Here is a 24,131-nt window from a genome sequence, read left to right on the forward strand (position 1 = left end):
TTCGGTTTCAGCTAATTCCATAATTCTACAATTTATTTTCCCCGGTTTTTATTTCCACACCCGGGTAGAAATTCCACACATCCACACGTCGTATTCTACAAATACATTCAAAACAAATTACTCGAACTCATTGTAAGTAAACTATTGAATGAACACTAATCAACCCTATGAGAAGAAACAAATTCATGTTCGCCACGGGAATTGAAAATAGTTATCCCATGATAACTCTGCCCGACGGGTCACGCAAGAGAGTGGATGAGATGGAGAAATGCGGACACTACAAATACTGGAAGGAGGATTTCAATCTCGTGAAGGAGATGGGAATCGAATTTTTGAGGTACGGTGCACCGTTGCATACCACGCACGTGGGGCCGGGACAATATGATTGGGCTTTCTGTGATGAAACCTTCAATTACCTGAAGGAACAAAATATTGTTCCGCTTGTTGACCTTTGCCATTTCGGTGTGCCCGATTTTATCGGTGATTTTCAGAATACCGACTGGCCGCATTACTTCGCCGAGTACGCAAGGGAGTTTGCAAAGAGATATCCCTGGATCCAATTTTACACACCGGTTAACGAAATCTTTGTGGCAGCAATGTTCTCCGGGCAGTACGGCTGGTGGAATGAGTGTAAAACGGACGACCGATCCTTTGTACGAGCGCTAACCAACTTGTGTAAGGCAAATGTATTGGCGATGAATGCTATTTTGGAGGTGCAGCCAAATGCCACCTTTATTCAAAGTGAATCCTCTGAATACTTCCATCCTGAAACCCCTGATTGCGACGCTCTGGCTGGTTTCCTTAATCAAAAACGTTTCCTCTCCCTGGACCTGAGCTATGGTTATCCTATATCTGTGGTCATGTACGAATACCTGATCGAAAACGGGATGACAAAACAGGAATATCATTGGTTTGAAAATAATATTATTAAGGGAAATTGTATCATGGGTAATGACTACTACATTACCAACGAACATATGGTACATGAAAACGGAAGCACCTCTGCAGCAGGTGAAATTTTTGGGTACTATGTGATCACCCACCAATATTATACCCGCTACAAACTTCCAGTGATGCATACGGAAACCAATATTTCTGAAGCGCATGCCTTACGCTGGCTTCAAACCCAGTTCGCTAACGTTCGACGCCTGAAAAGGGATGGGATTCCAATCTGTGGCTTTACCTGGTACAGCTTAACGGATCAGGTTGACTGGGATTCGGCATTGAGGAATGACGCTGGAAATGTAAATTCCCTGGGACTTTACGACCTTGACCGGAAGATACGACCTGTCGGTGAAGCCTATAAACACTTAATACATACCTGGAAGGATGCTCTTGAACATGAAAGTTACGTACTTACTTTCAGATCAGGCTACTACAAATAGATAAGATCGCAGCTAATTCTGTATTATTGCGGTAAAAACACGTCAATGCAAAAATCATTTGTTATTGCGCTTTTTACCGCAATTTTTATGAATGCCAGTTCTCAGACTGTAATCCCTCTTTATCCCGGCAAAATCCCCAATGCCATTGAAGGCCCGGATGAGGAGCTGAAAAATATAAACAATACCGGACAGGTTCGTTACGAAAAGGTCTCTAAACCTGGTTTGGAGATCTTTCTTCCTAAAAAAAATAAATCTATGGGAGCTGCCGTAGTTATCATACCTGGCGGAGGTTATCGCCATCTGTCGTACAGCCACGAAGGAACTAACATCGCAGCTGAATTCAATAAAATGGGCATTGCTGCTTTCGTTCTCAAATATCGCCTTCCTTCAGACAAAACAATGCCGGATAAATCAGTTGGTCCGTTGCAGGATGCTCAACAAGCTATTAAAACGGTTAGAAGCAGGGCAAGGGAGTGGGGAATTGATACAGGAAAAGTGGGTATAGTAGGGTTTTCAGCTGGTGGCCACCTTGCCTCTACTGCCGGAACTCATTTCAATAAGGCTGTAATTGACAATAAAGAAAATATAAATCTCAGGCCAGACTTCATGGTCTTGGTATACCCCGTGATTAGTCTGTCTGAAACGCTGATGCATAAAGGATCAAGGGATAACTTGATTGGCACTTCTCCTTCAGCAGAACTAACCCGACTTTATTCAAATGAGCTTCAGGTAAGTCCCCAGACCCCTCCTACCATGCTTATTCATGCGGGAGATGATAAAACGGTAAAAGTTCAGAACAGCATACGGTTCTACGAAGCCCTATTGCAAAATAATGTTTCTGCAGAAATGCATATCTATCCTAAAGGAGGGCATGGGTTTGGACTAGCGCAGGATCGGGCGCCTGACCATTGGACCGACCGGGTAGAGAATTGGTTGAAAGGATTAGGCTTTATAAAGAAATAAAATGACTAACACGATTAAATGGGGCATCATCGGATGTGGTGATGTTACCGAGGTAAAAAGCGGCCCTGGTTTCAGCAAGGCTGAAAATTCAGAGCTGGTAGCCGTGATGAGACGGAACGCTTCTAAAGCTGAAGATTATGCTAAACGGCACCAGGTAAAGAAGTGGTATACCGAAGCTTCCGAGCTAATTAACGACCCTGAAGTAAATGCCATATACATTGCCACCCCTCCACTAAATCACGAAGAGTATACACTGGAGGCTTTGAAAGCGGGAAAACCGGTATATGTAGAAAAGCCGATGACAATGAATACAGGATCGGCAATCCGGATGGCAGAGGCAGAAAAAGCTTCTGATACATTGCTAACGGTAGCCCACTATCGTCGCGGACTTCCTTTATTCATAAAGATTAAGGAATTACTTGATACGGGAGCTATCGGGCAGGTTAGATTTGTAAATCTGAAGATGTTCCAACCCCATCAGTCCGACCTTATAACTAAAACTGATGATAACTGGAGAGTAAATCCCGAGGTTTCCGGAGGAGGATTATTTCATGACCTTGCTCCACATCAGATTGATCTGATGCTTTACTTCTTTGGCAAGGCAGTGCATTACCAGGGCTTTGCAGTTAATCAGGGAGGTTATTATAAAGCCGATGACCTGGTGACGGGGGAGATTCTTTTCGAGAACAAGATTATCTTTAATGGAACCTGGTGCTTCACCGTCTCACCAGAAGAAAAAACTGATCTCGTAGAGATAGTCGGATCAGAAGGAAAGATCAGCTTCGCGGTTTTCAATCAGTTTTACACCCTCAGCAGGGGAGGTAAGGAAGAGCGATTTGAAATTCAGCCCCCTCAACACATTCAGCAGCCAATGATACAAATGGTGGTTAATTATTTTTTGGGCCAGGGTGAAAATCCATGTCCGGCTTCGGAAGGAATAGAAGTTATGAAAATAATGGACAGTTTTTGTAAAGAGCCAGAAAAATTGTAATATTGAAATAAAGAAAGCTGCTGAGCAAGGCCTGCCTTGAGGTAGCTTTCTTATTTAAGCATCTACCACTTCAATCAAACCCAAATTTTATCTGCCTGTACCTACTTGTGAAAATTATAATTTATTGCAAAACAGAATTTTGCTTTGTCCAATAGGAAGATATGACCTGAAAAGGGCAACTTTTAAACTTCGTTTACGTTTAAGTTGCGGACGAGGTATGTGATATTTTTGTACAAATGAGGGGCTTGGCAACAGACATCGTAAAGCAGCATATTCTTTTGTTAAATGGGGGAAAATTCAATAAAGGTTCCGGAATTCTTAAAAGGTGGTGGTGAGACTGGAGAGTTAATACGCTCTGGTGTCTGGCAGCACGTTTTGCCCGGGGATTTTTCTGAATGGCCCTCCAGTCTTTGCTTTTCTTTAAGTTTGTTGCTGAACTCAAACACCCCTATGTTTTTATTTTGGGGAGAGAACAACATCCTCTTTTATAACGACGCTTATATACCTGCCTTGCAAGCGCTGGGATTACACCCTTATGCAATGGGAAAAACAGGGGAAGATATTTGGGGCGATAGCTGGAAATTTATTTCGCCTGAACTTGAGGCAACACGGCAAGGAATCAACAAAACACTTCCTAACGAAGCAGTTCACCGGCTTAACACGTCTGATGACATCCTGTTAACCTACCACTTAAGTCCTATTAAAGACGAAAAGGGACTGGTGTCAGGGATCCTTGTAATTTGCAACGAGACTATTTCGATTGCTGCAAGACAACAACTCCAGACCCAGAAGCGATTGGAGCAACTCAACCGCGAGATCACTCATCTTTTCAACTCTATAAACGAAGGATTTTATTCAAAGGATATAGTAAATCAAAAGTACATCCAGCTTTCGGCTGGCTGTCCTAAAATTTACGGTTACACCTCTGAAGAGTTTTTTTCTAACCCGCAATTATGGGCAGAAGTGATCCACCCGGAGGATAGAGAAAGAGTATATGCAGACGACATTCAATTAGAAGCAGGCAATCAGACCCTTACCGAATATAGAATCTTCCATAAAAACGGAGGCCTAAGGTGGATTGAGGTTAAAGCTATTCCGGTTTTGGTTAATGGGGTACTAACAAGGGTAGATGGTATTGTTAACGATATTACTGCAAGGAAACGCGCAGAGAATGAAACTCTAAGGCAAAAAATCCTTTCAGAATCTATCGTTAATAGTTTGCCCGGTATCTTCTACTTCTTTGACCGCGGCGGGAATTTCCTTAAGTGGAATAAGAACTTCGAATTAGTTTCGGGCTTTGATGCGGAAGAAATTGCCACGATGCAACCGCTTGACTTCTTCTCCGAAGAAGACAAACCCTCACTTAAAACAGCGATCAATGATGCCTTTGAGAAAGGTGAATCTTCCTTAGAGGCCTTTTTCTATACTAAAGAAAAAGTAAAAGTTCCCTACCTATTCACTGCCAGAACAATTATTTTTGATGGAAAAACTTGCGTTGTAGGTACAGGTCTTGATATTTCTAATAGAGTAGCCATTGAAGAAGCTCTTCAAAAGAAAGAGGCTATGCTTTCCCATGTGTTGAATTCAATACCGCAGGCGATCTTCTGGAAAGACAAGGAGAGCCGGTACCTGGGCTGCAATACCGTCTTTGCAAGGGCTGCTGGTTTTTCTTCAATTGATGATGTTGTTGGAAAAACTGATTATGAATTCCCATGGAATAAAGAGGAGGCGGATAAGTACAGAGTTGACGATGCTGAAGTAATTTCTTCCGGAGTACCAAAGATCCATTTTATTGAAACGCAGACCCAAGCCTCCGGTGAGATGATTTGGGCTGATACAACAAAACTTCCACTTACTGATAGCAACAGAAATGTATATGGAATTTTGGGAATATATGAAGACATCAGCGAAAGAAAAAAGGCCGAGGAAGAGCGGGAGCGCATGACCCAGGACCTTATCGAAAAGAATATAAACCTTAAGCAATTTTCGTATATCGTATCTCATAACCTGCGTTCGCCAATCAATAAGATCCTGGGATTAGCATCCCTTATAAAAATGGCTCCTTTCGATGATGATCAAAACACGAAACTTATCGAGTATATTGCTAATGAAGCTACGAGTCTTGATAATGTGGTTAAAGACCTGACTACCATTGTTTCTTTTCAGGATCTTGGTGTGAACATCAAAGAAAATATAATAATAGAAGAAGAGGTAGAACTGGTAAAATCCTCGCTCGCACAGGAAATAGAAGAATCAGGCACCTTAATCGTCTGCGACTTCAGTGCAGTAAATAATTTCAAGAGTGTAAAGAGCTATTTTTACAGCATTTTATATAATCTTATTACTAACGCTATAAAATACCGAAATCCCGAACGAGCATCAGAAATTCATATAAGTACCCATTATGTAGACAACTGGATTTGTTTAAGCGTTAGTGATAACGGGATCGGGATAGATCTGGAGAAACATCGCTCAGAGATTTTTGGTTTATACAGCCGTTTCCATACTAAGGATATTCCGGGTAAAGGTATGGGATTGAACCTGGTTAAAACACAGGCTGAAACTCTTGGAGGAAAAGTAGAAGTTGAAAGTATCCCAGGAGAAGGCTCCACTTTCAGAATCTACTTTTTAAAAGACTGATAATAAAACATTTTTGTAAAGATATATAAACAGGCGTAACTCTTCAACTTCGTTCTCGTAAACGTGAGCGTATTTATAGAAATAAGGTTTTTCATAGTTCGAGTTAGTGAGATTGATTAAGGTTTGAGGAGATAGCTTAAAAGCTATCTCCTTTTTTTTAAATATTCTGTTAAAGAATGTTAAAAATTGACTAAAAAGTTTAAAAAGTCAGTTAGATGTTGTAACATTGTACCAATATATTGTGATAAGGGTTTAGACAAGTACTTTACTCTCATAGTACAGGAAGTTTTTCTAAATTCTAATGGTTTATATTTTATAATATCTCACACTTATATATTATAATTGGTTAGTTAACCCGTGCTCTCATAGCACGGGTTTTTTTGTCTTTATTTTTATCCGTCCCAGGCCGGTTCCGCTCGTTAATGTTTTATTTTACCTTTGCCACCGCTATGGGAAAATATTGGATCACTACAGCCTTTCTCTTACTTTTCGTGCAAGCCTTTGCACAATTTACGGATAGCACGCACTATTATCTCGGTTTTACTGGAACTGGAAATATAAACAAGACCAACACTGCTGATTCATATTTACTAAATAACGGTTTAAAATTTGGAGTTAGAGATCGCAAAGTGAGCCTCAACTTCAACAATTCCTGGCTTTTTGGAAAACAGGATCAGAAACTGACTAATAATGATTATACCACGAGTCTGGATTTTAACCTTAATCAGAAAAAGACCGGCTTTTACTATTGGGGACTTGGTAATTATACTACCAGCTATTCCCTGAAGATCATTAATCAGATGCAAACAGGACTGGGGTTTGCCTACACCTTCTTTGATGATGGGAAGAACCAGTTGAACCTGAGCAATGGTATCCTGTACGAAGCCAGTAAGATCAGATTGTCTGATACTACTTCAGAGAGTTATCAAACCTACCGGAATTCACTTCGGCTTTACTTCAAGTTTAGCTTGGGCAATGCTGTAGTGATAGATGGAATTGGTTTCCTTCAGAATTCTCTTAATTATAAGGAAGACTATATTATCCGGACGTCTTCATCCCTTTCATTTAAAATTAATAGATGGTTGAGCCTGAATACCAATATCAAGTACAACGATATTGCTAAGACAGATCGGCAGAACCTGTTATTGAGCTACGGATTTAAAGCTGACCTATACTTTTAATCTTTCGTATAGTGATAGTGCTTGAAGTTCCGTGTTACATTTTCTACCGTCCATGCAATGTCTTTCGTCTGAACCTCTGATCTGACTGGGCATTGGGGCATACGGCAGTAATGGCAACACTGCGGCAAACAAGGATCGGTATGAATAAAGAACTCCGTGTGAAGTCCCTTCCTGTTGATTAGCGTATCGATCTCGGAGATCTCATCGTGAACCTTATTTAGTTCGAAGTAGTATGGTAACGTAACATGACAATCAATATGTAGTTCATGTCCATACGTTTGGGTTCGAAGGTTATGAATATCTATCCAGCTGTTATGTCTGTTCGAATTTAGTATCTCAACCACTTGCTCCACTTTCACCAGATCCGATTCATCCATAAGTCCCCCTACAGATTTCCTTACCAGCTTATATCCTGAATAAATAATGTACAGTCCCATTATAATTGACAATATGCTGTCCAGATAATAAATGCCAGTAAAGTAGATTAGCAACAAACCGATAACGAGTCCCGCACTACTGTAAGCATCCGTCTGAAGATGTTTACCATCTGCGAAAAGAGTTAATGAATTCAGCTTCTTCGATTGCTTTACCATATAAAACCCCATACCATAATTTAAGAGGCCAGTAATCGCTATGATGATGGTACCATCAAAGAGGTCTTTTACTTCTGTCGGAAAAAATAGATTATACCCTGATTTAAAAAGAATAAGAACGCCGGCAAGCAATATGAGTATTCCTTCAACAAACATCGAGAAAAACTCCACTTTACCGTGCCCATAGGGATGGTTAACATCTTTTGGCTGTGAGGAAAGATAAATGCTGTAAAATGCAAAAGCACTTGCCAGCACATTCACTATACTTTCTGCCGCGTCGGTGAGAATGGCATTTGACTGGGTAATAAAAAACGCTGTGAATTTACCAAGCATTAACAAAATGCTTAGACTAAGCGCAAATAGTATGATCTTCTTCTGAGATTGCAAACCCATTAAATTAGGGTACAAAAGTAAAAGATAATAGTTTCCAAACTTCATCTTGATTTCATCTTTGCTCCAGAACTTAGCAATCAGAAAGAGATACGGAAGTTTTAATGAGAAATATAAAGCTTAAAATATTTTTTGCTTTTGCACTAGCGCCTTTTGCATTGATCAGCTGCAAAAAAGATAAAGGTGCTAGTCCGGAAATAGTGGAGGCAAGCAGAACACAACTCACTTTAGACTCTATATTCCTATATGCCAAACAAACTTACCTTTGGAATGAGAGCCTTCCTTCCTATGAGGCCTTTAACCCTCGTTCTTATGTAAGCTCAGGAACAGATCTGAGTTTTTTCGAGAAAGAGCTATTATATATTACACGATATAAGATCAATAGCTCTACAGGTAAAGCTTACGAATACAGTGCAGACGAACCCAACAGCCCGAAATATTCCTACATAGATGATAATAGTAATTCTGGAACTACATCTTTTGTTCCTTCAGCTTTTTCCTCTGTAGAGCTGGACGGGAAAGGAACAGACTTTGGAATGGGGCTCTCGGCTGTTACTGCCACTGATATAAGAATCAGATACGTTAATCCGTCCTCCCCTGCTGCCAATGCCGGGCTGAAAAGAGGAGATCGTATTGTTACTATCAACAATCATACAGCTCGCGCGGATTCAGAAACTGAAGTAAACTATATAAATACTGCTTTTAATTCATCTACCATGAGCCTTGTTGTTCAAACCACAAACGGAACTAGCAGAACTGTAAGCCTCACTCAAGCATCCTATACTACAAGCCCGGTGATCAAAACAACAGTAATAACCAGGGGCAGCAAAAAGATTGGATATCTGGTATTTTCGCGATTTTCTACTTTATCTAATGCTGAAAGCGCACTTAATAATGCATTTGCAGGTTTTGCATCAGCAGGAGTTACTGATCTTGTTGTGGATCTGAGATATAACGGAGGAGGTTATGTTGCTACAGCAGAACATTTGATCAACCTCATCGCTCCCTCATCGTTAAACGGGAAAGTGATGTATACTGAGTACTATAATGATATGATGCAAAAAGGCAATGCCTCAATCCTTAAATATCAGCCTCTGTATGATTCTAACGACAAGATCCAGCCCTATACTTCCGGGGTAAATGGAAAGTATGTTACTTATGCCGACGTGGATTATAGCATAAGCGGCAACACTTATAAGTTTAGTAAAAATGGTTCTTTAGACAATATAAAAACAGTATGCTTTATTGTTAGCGGGAATACTGCTTCAGCGAGCGAACTCACAATAAACTCTCTGAAACCTTATTTGACAGTGAAGTTGATCGGATCAACTACTTATGGAAAACCTGTTGGTTTTTTTGGGATAACTATTGATAAATATACTGTATACATGTCGAACTTCCAAAGCAGGAACGCAAATGGCGAGGGAGATTACTTTAGCGGCATGACGGCAGATATAACAGCAACAGATGACGTAACACGTGATTTCGGTGATGAAAGCGAAGTGTGCCTTTCAAAAGCACTTGCCTATTTAACTACCGGAACTACAATAAGTGCAAATACAACAATGAGCCTTAAAAATGGAACTACGGTTTCTTCAACTGAGGTGGTGCCTGTTGTAATTCCTACCGGAAATTCCTTCACGGGAATGGTGGAAAACCGGCACAAACTAAAATAGTCCTTCCTTTATTTACCATACCCTATAAGTTAAGTTAGTTAGTTAAGTTTAAAAGCCGCAGGATCCCAAATCCTCCGGCTTTTTGCATTTTAAAATATTCCTTTAGTTGTTATCCACAATATCATCCTGATCTTCCAGCACGGGCTCCGCAGCATTAGATACATCTGCAGTAATAATGTTCTTTTTAGGAAAATTAAAGAATTGAGATGTTAATACAGGAATAACAAATATGGCTACCGTAAATATGGAAACTGCCATATCCATGTGCTCGCTTTCTAAAAAATCTGCAAACGCAGTGCCTTTTGCGAAATGGGTATAAACAGAAGCTGACAGCTTCAATCCTAACACACCTATTACAATGAATGCAATAGCCTCAAGGAAAGTATATTTCTCCATCAATTTCACAAATCCCTGGGCAACAAAACGCATAGCTAATATTCCAATAAATACCCCTGTGTAGATCAGGAACATGTGATCAGTAAATGCAACCGCTGCAAAGACATTATCAATGGAAAAAGCAAGGTCCATTACTTCCACTAAAGCTACCGTCGACCAGAAGTTACCAAGTAATCCAACTGTTGATTTATATATCCAGCTTGAATTTTTATCTACGTTTTCGTCCTCTTCCTTATTGCTTGCTTTTCCCTTAAAGTAATCAAAAGCAAGATAGAGTAGATACAGTCCGCCCAGAGGCTTTAACCACCAGACCTTTACCAGCCACCCGGCTACCATCAAACAAAGTCCGCGGAATACATAGGCACCAATGATACCATATTTCAGGGCCTTTTCGCGCTGATCTTTCGGCAGATCGAGCACCATAGTAGCTAGAACCGCTGCATTATCAACTGATAATAAGCTTTCAATAATGATCAGATTAAGGATAATCAATAAACCTGCCTGAATATCGTCCCCCAGAAGAGTGTGTAAAAAGTCCATTTTTTAATTTGTTATTCGTGTTTAGATGCTGTCTGTGTTCAGCATTGTCTTTAAAATATTTGCCTGAACGTCAAAGTTGGCAATATTTTGAAGGAAATCTATATCTGAAATTTTTTTATAGTGTTCGGTGAGAAGATTTTTAATATCCGCGGGTATACTGGATTTTAAAACGTTAGCCCTGCTTTCAAGCTTGTCGTTTTTATCCTTTAGCTCGTGAATGATCCTCGACCTCTTCGATAGCCCGGAAGTGAGATCAATATCTGCAAGCATGGTTATATCGAAAAGCAGGAACAAAGTCCGGTTAGGGTAATAAAAGAAATACCTTTCCTGATCCAGGAACTTATAAACCTCCAATACCGAATCGCCGGCCTTCAGTCCGTAATAGAACTCAGTACGGAAATCATACTTACAAAGAAGCCCCATTAGCTTACGTTGTATCGTTGCATAAGCATTCGTGTAAACTTCGTTTTGCTGGTATTCTGTCGCCCGAAACATTGCCTCAGGAGAAATATCAAAAAAGAAGTCCTGGGAATACCGGGCATTAAATGAATTGATGTTCCTTGAAAATGGATATTCCGTTGAGTCTTCAGATAAAAATTGGTAAAGCCTCCGCAAGGAGGTATTCATTTTTACCGCCTGCCTCTGTTTCTCAAGATTGAAACTACTTTCTGTTAAAACGGAATGATCCAGCTTGTTGATAAGGTCGTCATTAAGCTGTATCTCGTCGTACAGCAAACTCACATTACGTTCGTTGGTCTTCTTTATCTTCTTGAGCAATTCAATTACAGTAGCAGTATACTGCAGATGAAATAGTTCAAGCTTATTAATGTCGAGTTCGGGGTTGCTTTCAAATAGTTGATGTATTACCTGGCTTCTCAGATAAATCTTATAAATGATCTCATCGCTAAAAAATGCTGAATGCAGTTGCAGCTTTGTTAAATATTTATTCGATTCATCTAAAATGCCTGCCCGTATCTCGTCCATCCCGGCTCTATCAATTTATATTAGTAACGTTCTTTTTAAGTTCTGTTTCTAAAGATTGTAATTCGTTATTCAGGACCTTACGGTTCTGTGTACCTTCGTCATGGATGCGTTTTACCTCATTCAAAGTTTCGATAAGCGATTGTGTTGTACGTTTTAGCGTGTCAATCGATACAACTGTTTTTTCGTTTTCACGTGCCACGTCTATACTGTTCTGCTTCAGCAATTCTGCATTTTTCTGGAGAATGGTATTCGTGGTATCTGAAATCTTCTTCTGCATTTCCACATTAGCCTTCTGCCTTTGAAGCGCCACTGCAATAGTAAGCTGATTTTTCCAAACGGGGATAGTGGTTGAAATAATTGATTGCGCTTTTTCTGCAATCGATGTATTATTATTTTGTACCACTCTGATCTGTGCCAGGGATTGTAGCATGATAAAACGAACTACTTTCATATCTGCCAGCCTTTTATCAAGACGACCTACAAAGTCCCTCAGATCCGCGATTTCGTAGTCATTATAGTTAGCAGGGGCCATTTCCATCTCAGCCAGCTTTTCACTCAACTCCTTATGTTTAAGCTGACCGGCTATAATCAGGTCTTCCATCTGTTTGATGTAGGTTACATTACTATCAAACATGGTTTGCAATGAACTATTGTCCTTAATTGCGTTAAGACGTCCTGCCTTGATCTTATTGGTGATCTTATCTATGTTATTCACCACCGTATCATACTTCTGAAAAAGCTTCTTAGCATCGAACACCAACTTATTCAGCAAGGGGATCTTAGACAGCAATTGCTTAAAGCCGCCCTGGTTTAACTCATCTACATCGATGTAATTCAGCTCGCTCAGAAGGTCATTGATCAATCCACCAACCTCGCCCGAATTGTAGGTACGAACAGAGGTTAAGAATTCATTACTATATCTCTCCATTGAATTTTGCACCTCGGCGCCATAATTCAATATTGAATTTACGTCTTTGCTTTCAAGGCTTTTACTTAGGCCCTCATACTTTGCTGCGTCCTGTGGATTAACAGCCGTTAAATCAACATTTCCATCCTTGTCTATTGCTTTTGATGGAAGCTGCTCTGTATTACCTGGAATTGTATCCATATTTTTTCTATTAACAGGACCATCCTCAATCTACTTTCATCGAAAGAGTTGCAGGCGGTCCTGATGTTTATTTCTATAAGTAATTCTGACGAACTGTACTGATCGATTCTTCCAGTTTGCGATCCCTGGTTGGTTCTCCTATAGCATTGAATTTCCATTCACCATTCTTCTTATAGAATACACCCATTACCATTGATGTGTGACCAGAGAAACCCGGATTATTAGCAATATCATATTTAGCGAATACCTCATTAACCCGCTTGGGTGTTCCCTCGTAAATACGAATTGATGCAAAAGGGATTGAACCAAAATCCTGTCCGCGAAAACTATTAAGTACAAACGCTACATAAGATACGGAAGGGTTCAATCTGGAAAAATCCAGCGTAAGAACCTCGTTGTCGAGCCCGTCATCACCGTTCATATCTCCGGTTAAGTCGTCGCCACTATGCTGAATTGCACTATCCTTAGAGCGAAGACTTCCGTAATATACGGTATCAAGATGCCTCTTATCTTCCGAATATAAGGCACAACTTCCATCCAGATCGACAGCTTCTTTCGATTTACCAAAACCGAAGAGTCCTTTTTTTTCAATCGCCCCCCAATTAATTCCAACGCACACATTTTGCAATTTTGCACCATTTTCTTTTTCAAGGTTGATGCGCTGACCTTTTTGCAGATTAATAGCCATAAGTTGTGATAATTTTAGTTGTACTTATTTAGATAATCCTCTAAACCACCTTTCATTCCAACTCCCACTGCCTCAAATTTCCATTTTCCATCGCGTTTGTAGATCCTTCCAAATTCTACTGCAGTTTCAATGGAGAAATCCTCCTCAAGTTCATATTTTAAGAGTTCAGCATTGGTAGAAGCATCAAGAATCCTGACATAGGAATTCCTTACCTGTCCGAAATTTTGCTTTCTGCTTTCTGCCTCGTGAATAGTAACAACCAAACACACCTCAGCAGCACGGGGATCGATTTTTGAAAGATCTACTTTGATCTGTTCATCGTCTCCTGCGCCCTCTCCAGTCAGATTATCTCCGGCATGTTCCACCGATTGATCAGGAGACTTTTTATTGTTATAAAATACAAAGTGTTCATCTGATAATAGCTTCCTATTATCACCCAGAATAAATACCGATGCATCTAAATCAAAGCTTGCGCCTGTTGATGAACTGTTAGTATCCCAACCTAAGCCTACTATAAATTTGGGGGCATCTAATGCCTCCCTTTGTCCTTTTTGAAGATTAATTGCCATTTACTATTAAATTAGCTTTGTTTATTAATAAGTTCTGTTTAATATATTTCAGGTTTTCAGAATAGTTTTCTATTCTGTGGTAACCGTTACCGATCGCCATATTGTACAAGCTTTCTATAAACCTTTCGCTTTGATCTTTAATAAAAACTAAGAAACTGTCCCGATCGCTGTTAAGGATATACTTTACAATCCTCGTGTTAATGTTAAAGTCTTCAGAAGTTACGATCGTACTAAGGTCGAAGATAGATTTTACAAAATGATAATTAAGAGTATTTTCGATAGTTGGATGGATTCCTTCATTGATTAGTTCCGCAAAGTATACCAGATATAGGTCATTATCCAGATTATTGCTTTTAATCATTCTATCGATCATCCGCTCATGACTTCCTGTTATCCTGATATCGTCAAGAAAGATCAGAACTTTGTTTTCAAGGAATGAACGGTCGATATGAAATGAATCATTTTCTATTAAAGCGAGCCTTTGCTTGGCATCCAGGTTACCATAATCCTCCTTATATGTTATGGTACGATGCACTTTTGCTTCCTGCACAACCGGATAGTGGTTTTCTGCCAGCCAGTAATTCAACTCGTAAACAAACTGAGTTTTCATGGCGAAGGTGGCAGTTGGAATAAATGCATATGGACTTGATATTACCACAATCTGCCTATGATCAACATTCTCCTCTAGTACATTTTCTATAAATCCCTTTGCCAGTGCGTTTCCAAATTTCTTTGCAATCGCCCCGTCGCCGAATTTAAACCGGCTATACTCATCCGGATTAAACACAAAACCAGATGGATCACTGATCTTGTGTAAGGAATAGGTCTTTCTCATTTCTTTATTAAATCTGCAATTCTTAACTCATTACTATTTATTAAAAAAGTATTTATTCCCACGGTTCTTGCTCCCTCTATATCAGCCATCACGTTATCCCCTACATGTATGATCTCCTCCGGATTAATTAGCTCTTTCCCTCTTCGTTCCACTACCTTTGTCAGCATCATTTCAAAGAACTCCTTACTTGGTTTTGAAAGCCCTGCTTCATCAGAGTATAGTTGAAAATCGAAAAAAGCACTTAGCTGCAGCTCTTTCAAGACTTTCCGAAGTGTATTTCCTTTTATAAATCCTGTGTTACTCAATATGCTTAAAGAATGAGTGGAATTTTCTTTTAGATGTGAAAGCACAGGAATTGTTTCATGGCAATAAACAAAAGGCAGATAATCATATAGCAAACCCTCCATATCCCTAAAAACCTGCTGAAGATCTACTTGTGATAAGGGTAAAGTATTTTCATTAATAAGACTGATGACCATCAAATACATTTCATCCGCATCAATATTCTTACCCGTCTTCTCATTGATTGCATTACTCATCAGATCTACCTGACGAAAGATATAAATAACCTCTTCAACAGTCTTTTTCAGATGATTGAAATTTTTATAGAAATACGCTGCTCTTTTATTCTTGAACTCAGGATTAGACCGGATAAGTGTTAACCATAGATCAAAGGAATAATGCTTATAAAGGTTCATGAAAGATCAGGTATGTTGCTACTGTGCCTTAGTTTTAATGTCTATCAAAACTAAGATCAAAATTGATATTATCAAATATGGCAACACTTTTTATTTACCGGTTGCTACCGTAATAACATAACACTACCAGACAAGCTCTTCCTGCCATTGCGTGGATCTAGAATATAATAATATGCTCCTTCAGGCAATGCCTGCCCATTAGATCTTCCATCCCAGGGATGTGCATACCCGATTGTTTGAAAAACTATCTGCCCATTCCGGTTAAAGACTTTAATGGTACAGCCAGGCAAGCTCTCGAGATGCTCGATCTCCCATACGTCGTTGGCCCCATCATTATTCGGGGTAAAAGTGTTCGGGATATACGGAGTTCCGAGCACATCCACAGAAACAGTTGCACTCGAGGTACACCCTTTTTCGCTTATGACAGTAACGGTATAAGTCGTTTTACTGGCAGGTGAGGCTATAGGATTAAAAACATCATCTCGACTTAAACCTGTTGCAGGAGTCCATTTATAGGAGATAACAGGAATATCTGTTTCCGCTTGCAGCTGAGTTTGTCCGAAAGCTACAATCGTTTTATCATCTCCGGCATTTACCCTCGGTGTAACCCACACCATAATATCTTTCTTAAGCGATACATCGCAGCCATTAGCATTACGGAAGGTATAAGTGATGGTATGAAGTCCCTCCCCCGCAACCCTTGGTTTGAATAAACCGCCCTCCGATATCCCGTCTCCGCTAAACCTGCCACTTCCACTATAGTTAAAAGGATTGCTTGCGTTTATTTGAAGCGAAGGCACCTCCATGCAAATATCGGTTGGAGAATCAAAATCTACCTGGGCAATACCGTTTAATGTGATCGTTTCTATTTTTTCGTTAAAACATACAGAACCCGAATACGCAACCTGCTTTACTCTGACTGTTTTTGTCGCCGGGTTAAAGAAGGTTGGATATTTATGAAAATACACTTTGCCGGGCTCCGGTTCTTCGTCCACTACTTTCAGCTCGGGCTCGTTGTCAAGGTCATAATACCACTCTACACGTGTAATAGAGCCGAAATTCACCCGGCTATTGTTAATAAAAGTCACTTCTTTATCGCTGCACTGAGCTCCTGCTGTTTGAAGGGAAAATGCGGCTATTGGAATTCCTCCATTTACGGTGCAGGGTTTGGAGATCACTTCCGAACAGCCAAAAGCTGAGGTAACAGTAAGAGTGACAGTATACACACCGCTTGCCTGATAGCGATGCCTTCCATTTTTCTGCGTAGATATACTTCCATCCCCGAAATCCCAATGATACTGAAACTGGCTTTGGGAATTATCTGAAATAGTGGAAGCATCAAGGAATTCAGCATAAGCATCAGAAATACATACTTCAGGCAAAGTGAAGTCAACAACAGGTTTTGGATGCACAGTTATGCTTTTCTCTAAAATGGCCTGGCAACCGCGATCGGTTGTAACTAAGAGCTTTACTGTATAATTGCCAACGGAAGCAAAAGTATAATCGAAAGCAGCCGGAGACGCTTTAGTCAAAACATCACCATTACCCATTTCCCAAATCCAATTCAGTATTTGCCCGTCTACAGATGTTGATCCATCTGTAAAAACCACTTTCTCTCCTACACAGGCATTAGTATTGCTAAAAACCGGAACAGGCTTCTTGTCAATCCTGATAGTTTTATTCACCGATATTGGGCCACACGTAGTATTACTACGAATAGTGAGCGTTACGGTATATTCACCTCCTTCAATATATACGTGGTGGGGGTTTTGCTCTTCTGATGTAGTTCCATCTCCAAACTCCCAGTGCCATTTCTTCAACTCCCGGCCTTTATTGTCACTATTATCTGTGAACGCTGTTTCTGCTCCCTGGCAACCTGGTACTACGGTAAAGTCAGGAACAGGGGGAGAATAGATTGAAAAGTCGATCGGTATTAGCTCTACGTCTCCGCATCCATCTGAGTTCTGCTTTTCGGCAGTAACCTCAATAGTGTAATCCTTGCTTTCCGCAAATGAGATTTCACTTGGAACCTTATACACATAATAGATATTTCCATTTAAGGTATACGATGAATCAGGCTGAGTATAAGTAGTTATCAACGGAGTAGTTCCGTTTTTAAAGTCCCAAACAAGACGTTTAACAGGATATACCAGATCAATGCGAAAAGTAAGATCTGCCCCCAGACAGCCGGAAGTAACCTGCTGATTGGAAGCTTTGTCTTTAACCAGCACATTCATCCCTTTTAAGTTTGTGCCTGCCGAGTATCCATAGGATTCTGCATTTCCAAATCCATAAGCTATAGCATTAAAACCCTGTTCAGCCTGCAAATGATGAACACCACCATTTGGGATAGACAATTGAGCATATGAGTACAAAGGGTTTCCAGGCACGACACGAAAGTTGTACTGCTGAGAAACACCATCTATCTTGAAGGAAGCTGCAGCTTCGGTTTTGATCACCACATTAATAAAGTGTGCCTGAATTGCATAAGCACTGGGAGAATAGACGGTTATATCATCAATATTTTGTTCTATCGGATTCAGATAGATCATCTCCGGGTCGCCGTATAGCTCCTGTATAGTTCCACAATCATAACTCTGGCTTTGGGTAACCGCATATTGTGCAACCTGTATTGGCTGATCAGATTCTATAACATTAACCTGCTGTGACTTAAAATCATAATAGAAGTTGTTAACAAAATCGGAGGGATTAATAAGAATTCCATTAAGTTTAACTACTGCTGCAGGATTACTTTTTACAATCCTTATTACATCGTAATTCCTGGAGGCTAATGGCGCAGTAATAAAGTTTTTCCCCCAGGCAGCTGTAGGATACACTTGTTGAAATAGATTATCAGAACTCCCAACTGCGCCTGGCCGGCATCCTATACCAATCTTTGCACTTCCGGAAAAAACTGCAATACGCTTACAACTTCCATTGCCGGTACTGACAGACCGGATAACTGAACCGGTTAAGTCAGCGCCATAATAATTAATGCTTCGAGGACCGAACACTTCATCTCCGGTTAACTCTCCTAATACCTGGTAAACTTCGCCCTTAGACAGGTTAACTCTAAAAGTCTCCCCTGCTTTTCTCCCCCCTTTAGTATCGGCGGAAGGGGTAATATCCACTTCTGTATTATCCTCTGTTGCAACAATAAAAAAGTAGGAATAAGCCTTATCTGCATTGGAAACCTGCTTGTAATTGATGGAATAATATTCTTTCCCCAGAGCTGAAACCGGAAGGATCAGTGAGGCGCCGGAGACATTTTGGTCGTAAATATGTCCATATACAACAATAGGCCGTTCTGCTGTAACATGAATACCTTTTTGAAATCCTCCTTCGTCATTTAAGAATGCCTGCTGAGGTACATTTACAATAGTTATGGAGTTAGCCGTCACAGTGAAACTGTCAGAGTAACCAATACCCGGCACCTCTATCTTGCCACTGGTATTGACGTCGGAAGTGATATAGAGCGCCATTTGTTGCCTGTTTACACTTACGTGTATTCCATAGCCAAGCCAGAACTCCTTCCCTTTATTAGAGGTATTTTGAGCAGTGGCAACAGCAGGTAGAACAAAAACAAACAGGCAAAGCAAAGCTCTGATGAGAAGCTTGATTGTAGTCATCCAGTGGTCAGTTTCTGCTTAAATATCAGAAAAAAACCAGAATTTGAAAATTGATTTACAGCATTTTATAGTTTAAGAATATTTTTAACACAAATTTGCCTTTGACCTAAGGTAATAGAATTACTAAAGACCTAGATAGAGGTATCAACCCGAGTTCTTTCTTCAATTATTTTAAGCAATTTAAGACTAACTGGATACTCAAACTTACGTGCAAAAAAGCAGTTCGTCCTTTGAATAGGAAGCCAGTCGCTCTCATCGAGGTTGGCAGGATAGTTACCATTTCTGCTTTCCCAGCAAATGTACCTCAAACTATTGTTTACTACCAGGGGCGCGAAATGCGAATTCATTAATATTGTTGGAAGAAGAAGTTCATCACTACAGAATACATGTCTGAATTTTTTCACGAAATCAGGGTTCTGCTTAGCATAATTGTACAGGTAGCTCAGACAGTCTGAAGACAACGACCACCAGGTTCTTCCGCCATAAATCGGAATACACGCAAGTTTAAATGTTCGCTCAATACCTAGAAGTTTTTGCAAAGACAAAAGTGTATTATTGATCCTTCTTAGGATGCCGGTTCTGGCTTTGAAAATATCAAATAGGTAGTAATACTTGAGACGGTTCAATCCTCCCTCATACCAGACTTCATTAGGCAACTTAAAGTATTCCATAAATTGCTTTCCCTCGTTCTCTTTCAGGTAAAGGGTAAGTTGCCGGCTGCTCTTTACCAGAAAATCCTGTCCACTCATTAAATGGGCATATTTAATATCTTTATCCTTTAAAATCTCACCGATTAATTGCAGAACACTCTGAACAATGAAAATGCTTCCCCAATTCATCTTGAACTCAGATATATAGGTCACTCTGGGATGAGCCCGAAGCTGTTTTATGTTTTCTGCAGAATAGTTACTTTTATTATCTATATTAATATAGAACGAGTAATCAGGATCGAAACTTTCTATTATTTTTACTAGATGCTCAAAGTTTTTGTGTGCAAGTATGGCAACGGCTTGTTTCATTTGTAATTTTGGGTTCTCGAACCGCCGATGCAAAGTAATATCAGAAATCCTTTCGTTCCAATTATTTTTGCTCCTACCCATTTTAACTATAAGTGGCCTGATTTGATTTTCATTTTTAGACTTTGTATTAGACAACGATCCAGCCTATGAGAGTGGGTATTTTAGGGGGCGGTATATCTGGATTAAGCATTGCCCGATTGCTTAAGGAAAATTTCAGCGTTGAGATACTGGAAAGTAAATCTGAGGCTGGCGGAATTGCAAGAACACGTTCTGTTGCAGGATATACTTATCATCCTGTAGGAGGCCATTGTTTCAATTCCAAGCACCGTTCTGTTATGGAATTTGTCTATGAACATGTATTAAAACAGGAAGAGTGGAATATTATCAAACGAAATGCAGGAATAAAACTCCATGGCAAAGACCTTACCTATCCCATTGAATATTCGGTTAAGGAAATAGCCGGATATGATCCTGGCCTTGCCGCTTCAATAATAGCCGATTTCAGTACTAAAAAAACGACAAACGACAGTAAAAATCTGGAGGAGTGGTTCAGGCAAAAATTCGGTGATACTTTATCAGAATTGTACTTTTTGCCTTATAACAAAAAGATATGGAATATGGAACCTTCCGAAATTAATCCTGATTGGGTTGAGGGAAAGTTACCTATCCCTGATCGGGAATCTTTCTTTAGAAGTTTAGGAAAGGGGGAGGTAGATGAAATGACCCATCGCTACTTTCTCTATCCGAAAACTAATAACCAAAATACATTTATTGATAAGCTCGCCGAGAAGCTGCCAATCGTTTATAATTACCAGGTATTGTCAATTGAATACGATAAAAACACCAATAAATGGCAGGTAAACGGTGAAAAAGCTTATGATCTGCTGGTAAGTACTTTACCTCTGAACTTATTACCGTCGTTAATTAGTAACACACCCGAAGTAATAATTGATACTGCAAAGAAGTTGAAATACAATAAGGTGACGACTATGCTTTGGACTTCTGAAAAGACTGAGAGGACCTGGACTTATATTCCTGATCAGCATTCTATCATACACCGTTACATTCATATTGGTAATTATTTCAGCCCCAGGCAAAATATTACCATTACAGAATCAATTGGGACAAGAACTTATGAAGAGATGCGCATTGCCGGAGGACAGGATCCCTTTCTGATAAAACCACTGGATTTCCATGTTTCTAATCACGCTTATGTTGTGTTTGATAAAGAATATAAAGAAGCTACAAAACGGCTAAAGGATTATTTCTCCCGGCTTGGCATTCACCTTCTTGGGAGATTTGGGGAATGGGATTACTTCAACATGGATGAATGTATAAACAGAAGTATGAACCTGGCCATGAAATTAAAGAAGGGATTTTAGAAATGAGTATACGGAAAAGCATGCTTAGTAACTTTATTCTGACCGTATCCAACATTGTATTTCCACTGATCACTTTTCCCTATACCACCCGTTTACTTTCCAGCAATGGCCTTGGTCAAGTATTCTACGTAGAGGCCTTTACAAAATATTTCATCCTCTTTTCCTGTCTTGGTATACCTGCATATGGAGTCCGGGAGATCGCTAAAAACAGGAATAATCCTGGGCAATACTCCAAAATAGTTCTTGAACTAATAATGATCCAGGCAGGTCTCGCTCTTATTTTTTCCCTTGTGTTCCTTTCGCTTCCCCTCTGGGTTCCGAGCCTCGTGGGACTGTCAAATCTTGTTAAAATATCTTGCCTAACAATAATATCCACTTCATTTCTTATGGAATGGTTTTACCAGGGGTTTGAGCAATACACCTACATTACCACGAGAACGGTAATTCTAAAAAGCATTAGTGTATTATCAATCCTTTTTTTGGTTAAATCTCAGAATGATTATATTATCTATTACTCTATTCCGGTTGCTATAAGTGTTTTAAACGCCCTGATAAACTTATATAGGTACTTAAAAAATTATCATCAAAAAGTCTCAGGGCGTCTAAGCCCTTTAAGGCACCTCAAACCCTTAATAGTTCTTTTCTCAATAAACGTTGCTGTAAGTGTCTATACATTGCTGGATACTATTATTCTAGGTCTTCTAACTAGTCCGGTGAATATAAGCCTTTATAATGTGCCTTTAAGATTAGTGAGGATCGTGTGGTCTGTGACGGCAAGTCTGGGAGTAGTTTTCATCCCTCGTATTGCTGATTTACATAAAAAAGGAGATCAAGCCGAGATTACGAAGATTATAACCCAGAACTTTAGCATTGTTTTATTATTTACTGCTCCCTTTGCCTTTTTCTGTCTTCTTTTTCCATCTGAAATCCTCAGCTTTATTTCAGGGAACAAGTATGAACATGCTTCTACCTGCCTCAGGATACTTGGGCCTATCCCTCTTATTATTGGACTTTGTAACGTAATGGGAACCCAGTATCTTATACCCTCTGGCCAGGAAAAACAAATTCTGAAAGCCACAGTACTCGGCCTCATTACCAGTCTTGCATTAAATTTTCTCCTTATTCCTTTGATAAAGCATAATGGAGCGGCCATTGCCTCTGTGTCTGCAGAGATGGTGGTAGTTTGTTATATATTTCTGGCGGCCAGAAAACTAATACCACTCCGGATTGACTACAATTTGATCGGTCTCCTTCTATCAGCATTAACCCTTACTTTTATTTCATCCGTCTTACTAAAAACCGTTTGCAAAGGCTCTTTGCTTCTTTTTCTTTCAGCGCTCACATTTATTATCAGCATTTTTACCTTGCAGATCAGCATATTTAATAATAGATTTTTAACTAAGCTAATCCAGAACTCTAAGCGAGATGAATAGTGTTGCCTTATTAATAATTTTCAACCATAACTACGAGGCAAACCTTGATAGGCTTCTAAAACTTTATAGATCACGCTTTAGGCATATTTGGTTTATTATGCCTTTTTATAAAGGGGATAGAGAGGATGTAATTGCGGTTTATGAGAACTCCTTTTATTTTCAAGGTTTCATAGCTACTGCTTTGCAAGCTATAAAAGGTCGTAATTTTGAGCATTATTTTTTTATCAGCGATGATCTATATCTAAATCCTGAAATCAACGAAAACAATTATAAAGAGTATTTTAAGGTTGACAAAAACACTTCTTTTATACCAGGAATTTTCTCATTAAACGACTCTGCCGAATCACGGCCCTTCCGGCCTCATGGGCCCTGGTGGCCTCACCTTCGCAGTGCAATAAATTTTAAAATTGATCAACCAGGAATTGAAACAGACGGGTTACTTCCTTCTTACGACAAAGCAGTAGAACTTTTGAACAAACACGGGTTCAACTTCTCCCCCTTCCTGCCAAGAAGAATGTTTTTTGGAAAAAATATATTCAAAGTAATCAGAAATAAAAGAGATGTATCTTTAAATATCGAACGATTGAAATTACTTTCTGAAAATTCTAAATACATTTTAACAGGGGCGAAACTAAAATATCCTTTAGTTGGCTCCTATTCTGATATTTTTATAATACCGGCTAATATTTCGGAGACTTTTGCTTTATACTGTGGAATTTTCGCGGCATTACATCTCTTTGTAGAAATCGCTATTCCAACTGCACTAGCCTTATCTGCTATTAATATTATTACAGAAGGAGAGATTGGGCTTCAGGGTGAAACTTATTGGAGGAATGAAGGAATCAGGGAATGTGAGATAAAGTACAGAAAATCGTTAAACTATTTGAACAGAAATTTCCCAAGCGGTAAGCTTTACGTACACCCTATCAAACTATCCAAATGGACTTGAATATTATAGAATTTCAATTAACCTCTTTACGTATTTTACGTAAAAGTTCTTGTCATCTTCCTAATGTTGCCAATAGTAGCGA

Annotated in this window: 19 protein-coding genes; 9 read left to right on the plus strand and 10 right to left on the minus strand. The window is 39.6% G+C overall.

Going from position 1 to position 24,131, the window contains the following annotated elements:
- Positions 1-167: 167 nt before the first annotated feature.
- The 5 genes from J4N24_RS02990 to J4N24_RS03010 all read left to right on the plus strand — a co-directional run bounded on the left by J4N24_RS02990 (position 168) and on the right by J4N24_RS03010 (position 7,160).
- A complete protein-coding gene (locus J4N24_RS02990) occupies positions 168-1,385 on the plus strand; it encodes a family 1 glycosylhydrolase (RefSeq protein WP_207532141.1) in 1,218 nt (405 codons plus the stop codon).
- 45 nt (positions 1,386-1,430) lie between these two features.
- On the plus strand, positions 1,431-2,348 hold the full coding sequence (locus J4N24_RS02995) for an alpha/beta hydrolase (protein WP_207532142.1): 918 nt from the start codon (positions 1,431-1,433) through the stop codon (positions 2,346-2,348).
- A 1-nt stretch (position 2,349) separates the two neighbouring features.
- Complete coding sequence (locus J4N24_RS03000) at positions 2,350-3,339, plus strand: Gfo/Idh/MocA family protein (protein WP_207532143.1); 990 nt, start codon at positions 2,350-2,352, stop codon at positions 3,337-3,339.
- Between the two features lie 285 nt (positions 3,340-3,624).
- Positions 3,625-5,979, plus strand: a complete 2,355-nt coding sequence (locus tag J4N24_RS03005; protein ID WP_207532144.1) for a PAS domain S-box protein — start codon at positions 3,625-3,627, stop codon at positions 5,977-5,979.
- A 449-nt stretch (positions 5,980-6,428) separates the two neighbouring features.
- The gene (locus J4N24_RS03010; RefSeq protein ID WP_207532145.1) at positions 6,429-7,160 is read left to right on the plus strand and encodes a DUF481 domain-containing protein; all 732 of its coding nucleotides are present in this window, start codon (positions 6,429-6,431) and stop codon (positions 7,158-7,160) included.
- Here the strand turns inward: J4N24_RS03010 and J4N24_RS03015 are convergent.
- Positions 7,157-8,140: a cation diffusion facilitator family transporter gene (locus J4N24_RS03015; protein ID WP_369806190.1), complete on the minus strand. Its 984-nt coding sequence runs from the start codon at positions 8,138-8,140 to the stop codon at positions 7,157-7,159. The two genes, J4N24_RS03010 and J4N24_RS03015, sit on opposite strands and share 4 nt — an antisense overlap.
- A 107-nt stretch (positions 8,141-8,247) precedes the next feature.
- Here J4N24_RS03015 and J4N24_RS03020 point away from each other — a divergent pair, with 107 nt between their 5' ends.
- Positions 8,248-9,819 carry a S41 family peptidase gene (locus tag J4N24_RS03020; RefSeq protein ID WP_207532147.1) on the plus strand — a complete coding sequence of 524 codons (1,572 nt, stop codon included), beginning with the start codon at positions 8,248-8,250 and terminating at the stop codon, positions 9,817-9,819.
- 102 nt (positions 9,820-9,921) lie between these two features.
- On the opposite strand, the gene J4N24_RS03025 is transcribed toward J4N24_RS03020, so the two are convergent.
- The 9 genes from J4N24_RS03025 to J4N24_RS03065 form a co-directional block, all read right to left on the minus strand.
- On the minus strand, positions 9,922-10,755 hold the full coding sequence (locus J4N24_RS03025) for a TerC family protein (protein WP_207532148.1): 834 nt from the start codon (positions 10,753-10,755) through the stop codon (positions 9,922-9,924).
- A 21-nt stretch (positions 10,756-10,776) separates the two neighbouring features.
- Positions 10,777-11,739, minus strand: coding sequence for a hypothetical protein (locus J4N24_RS03030; protein ID WP_207532149.1), 963 nt, complete (start codon positions 11,737-11,739; stop codon positions 10,777-10,779).
- 10 nt (positions 11,740-11,749) lie between these two features.
- Positions 11,750-12,847 carry a toxic anion resistance protein gene (locus J4N24_RS03035; protein ID WP_207532150.1) on the minus strand — a complete coding sequence of 366 codons (1,098 nt, stop codon included), beginning with the start codon at positions 12,845-12,847 and terminating at the stop codon, positions 11,750-11,752.
- A gap of 73 nt (positions 12,848-12,920) precedes the next feature.
- Entirely contained in the window at positions 12,921-13,535 is a 615-nt protein-coding gene (locus J4N24_RS03040; protein ID WP_207532151.1) for a TerD family protein, read from the minus strand.
- A gap of 14 nt (positions 13,536-13,549) precedes the next feature.
- Entirely contained in the window at positions 13,550-14,104 is a 555-nt protein-coding gene (locus J4N24_RS03045) for a TerD family protein (RefSeq protein WP_207532152.1), read from the minus strand.
- Positions 14,094-14,939 carry a phosphoribosyltransferase family protein gene (locus tag J4N24_RS03050; protein WP_207532153.1) on the minus strand — a complete coding sequence of 282 codons (846 nt, stop codon included), beginning with the start codon at positions 14,937-14,939 and terminating at the stop codon, positions 14,094-14,096. The genes J4N24_RS03045 and J4N24_RS03050 overlap by 11 nt, the downstream gene beginning before the upstream one ends.
- A complete protein-coding gene (locus J4N24_RS03055; RefSeq protein ID WP_207532154.1) occupies positions 14,936-15,637 on the minus strand; it encodes an HAD family hydrolase in 702 nt (233 codons plus the stop codon). Before J4N24_RS03055 ends, J4N24_RS03050 begins: the two co-directional genes overlap by 4 nt.
- Positions 15,638-15,741: 104 nt before the next feature.
- Positions 15,742-19,266, minus strand: a complete 3,525-nt coding sequence (locus tag J4N24_RS03060; protein ID WP_207532155.1) for a PKD domain-containing protein — start codon at positions 19,264-19,266, stop codon at positions 15,742-15,744.
- 131 nt (positions 19,267-19,397) lie between these two features.
- The gene (locus J4N24_RS03065; RefSeq protein ID WP_207532156.1) at positions 19,398-20,285 is read right to left on the minus strand and encodes a beta-1,6-N-acetylglucosaminyltransferase; all 888 of its coding nucleotides are present in this window, start codon (positions 20,283-20,285) and stop codon (positions 19,398-19,400) included.
- A gap of 146 nt (positions 20,286-20,431) precedes the next feature.
- Between J4N24_RS03065 and J4N24_RS03070 the strand changes: the two genes are divergently transcribed.
- The 3 genes from J4N24_RS03070 (at position 20,432) to J4N24_RS03080 (ending at position 24,049) form a co-directional block, all read left to right on the plus strand.
- The gene (locus J4N24_RS03070) at positions 20,432-21,667 is read left to right on the plus strand and encodes a protoporphyrinogen/coproporphyrinogen oxidase (protein WP_207532157.1); all 1,236 of its coding nucleotides are present in this window, start codon (positions 20,432-20,434) and stop codon (positions 21,665-21,667) included.
- 2 nt (positions 21,668-21,669) lie between these two features.
- Complete coding sequence (locus J4N24_RS03075) at positions 21,670-23,100, plus strand: flippase (RefSeq protein WP_207532158.1); 1,431 nt, start codon at positions 21,670-21,672, stop codon at positions 23,098-23,100.
- Positions 23,101-23,197: 97 nt separating this feature from the next.
- Entirely contained in the window at positions 23,198-24,049 is an 852-nt protein-coding gene (locus tag J4N24_RS03080; protein ID WP_207532159.1) for a hypothetical protein, read from the plus strand.
- Positions 24,050-24,131: the final 82 nt, after the last annotated feature.

The sequence above is a fragment of the Desertivirga arenae genome, assembly GCF_017355785.1.
Taxonomy (GTDB): Bacteria; Bacteroidota; Bacteroidia; order Sphingobacteriales; family Sphingobacteriaceae; genus Desertivirga; species Desertivirga arenae.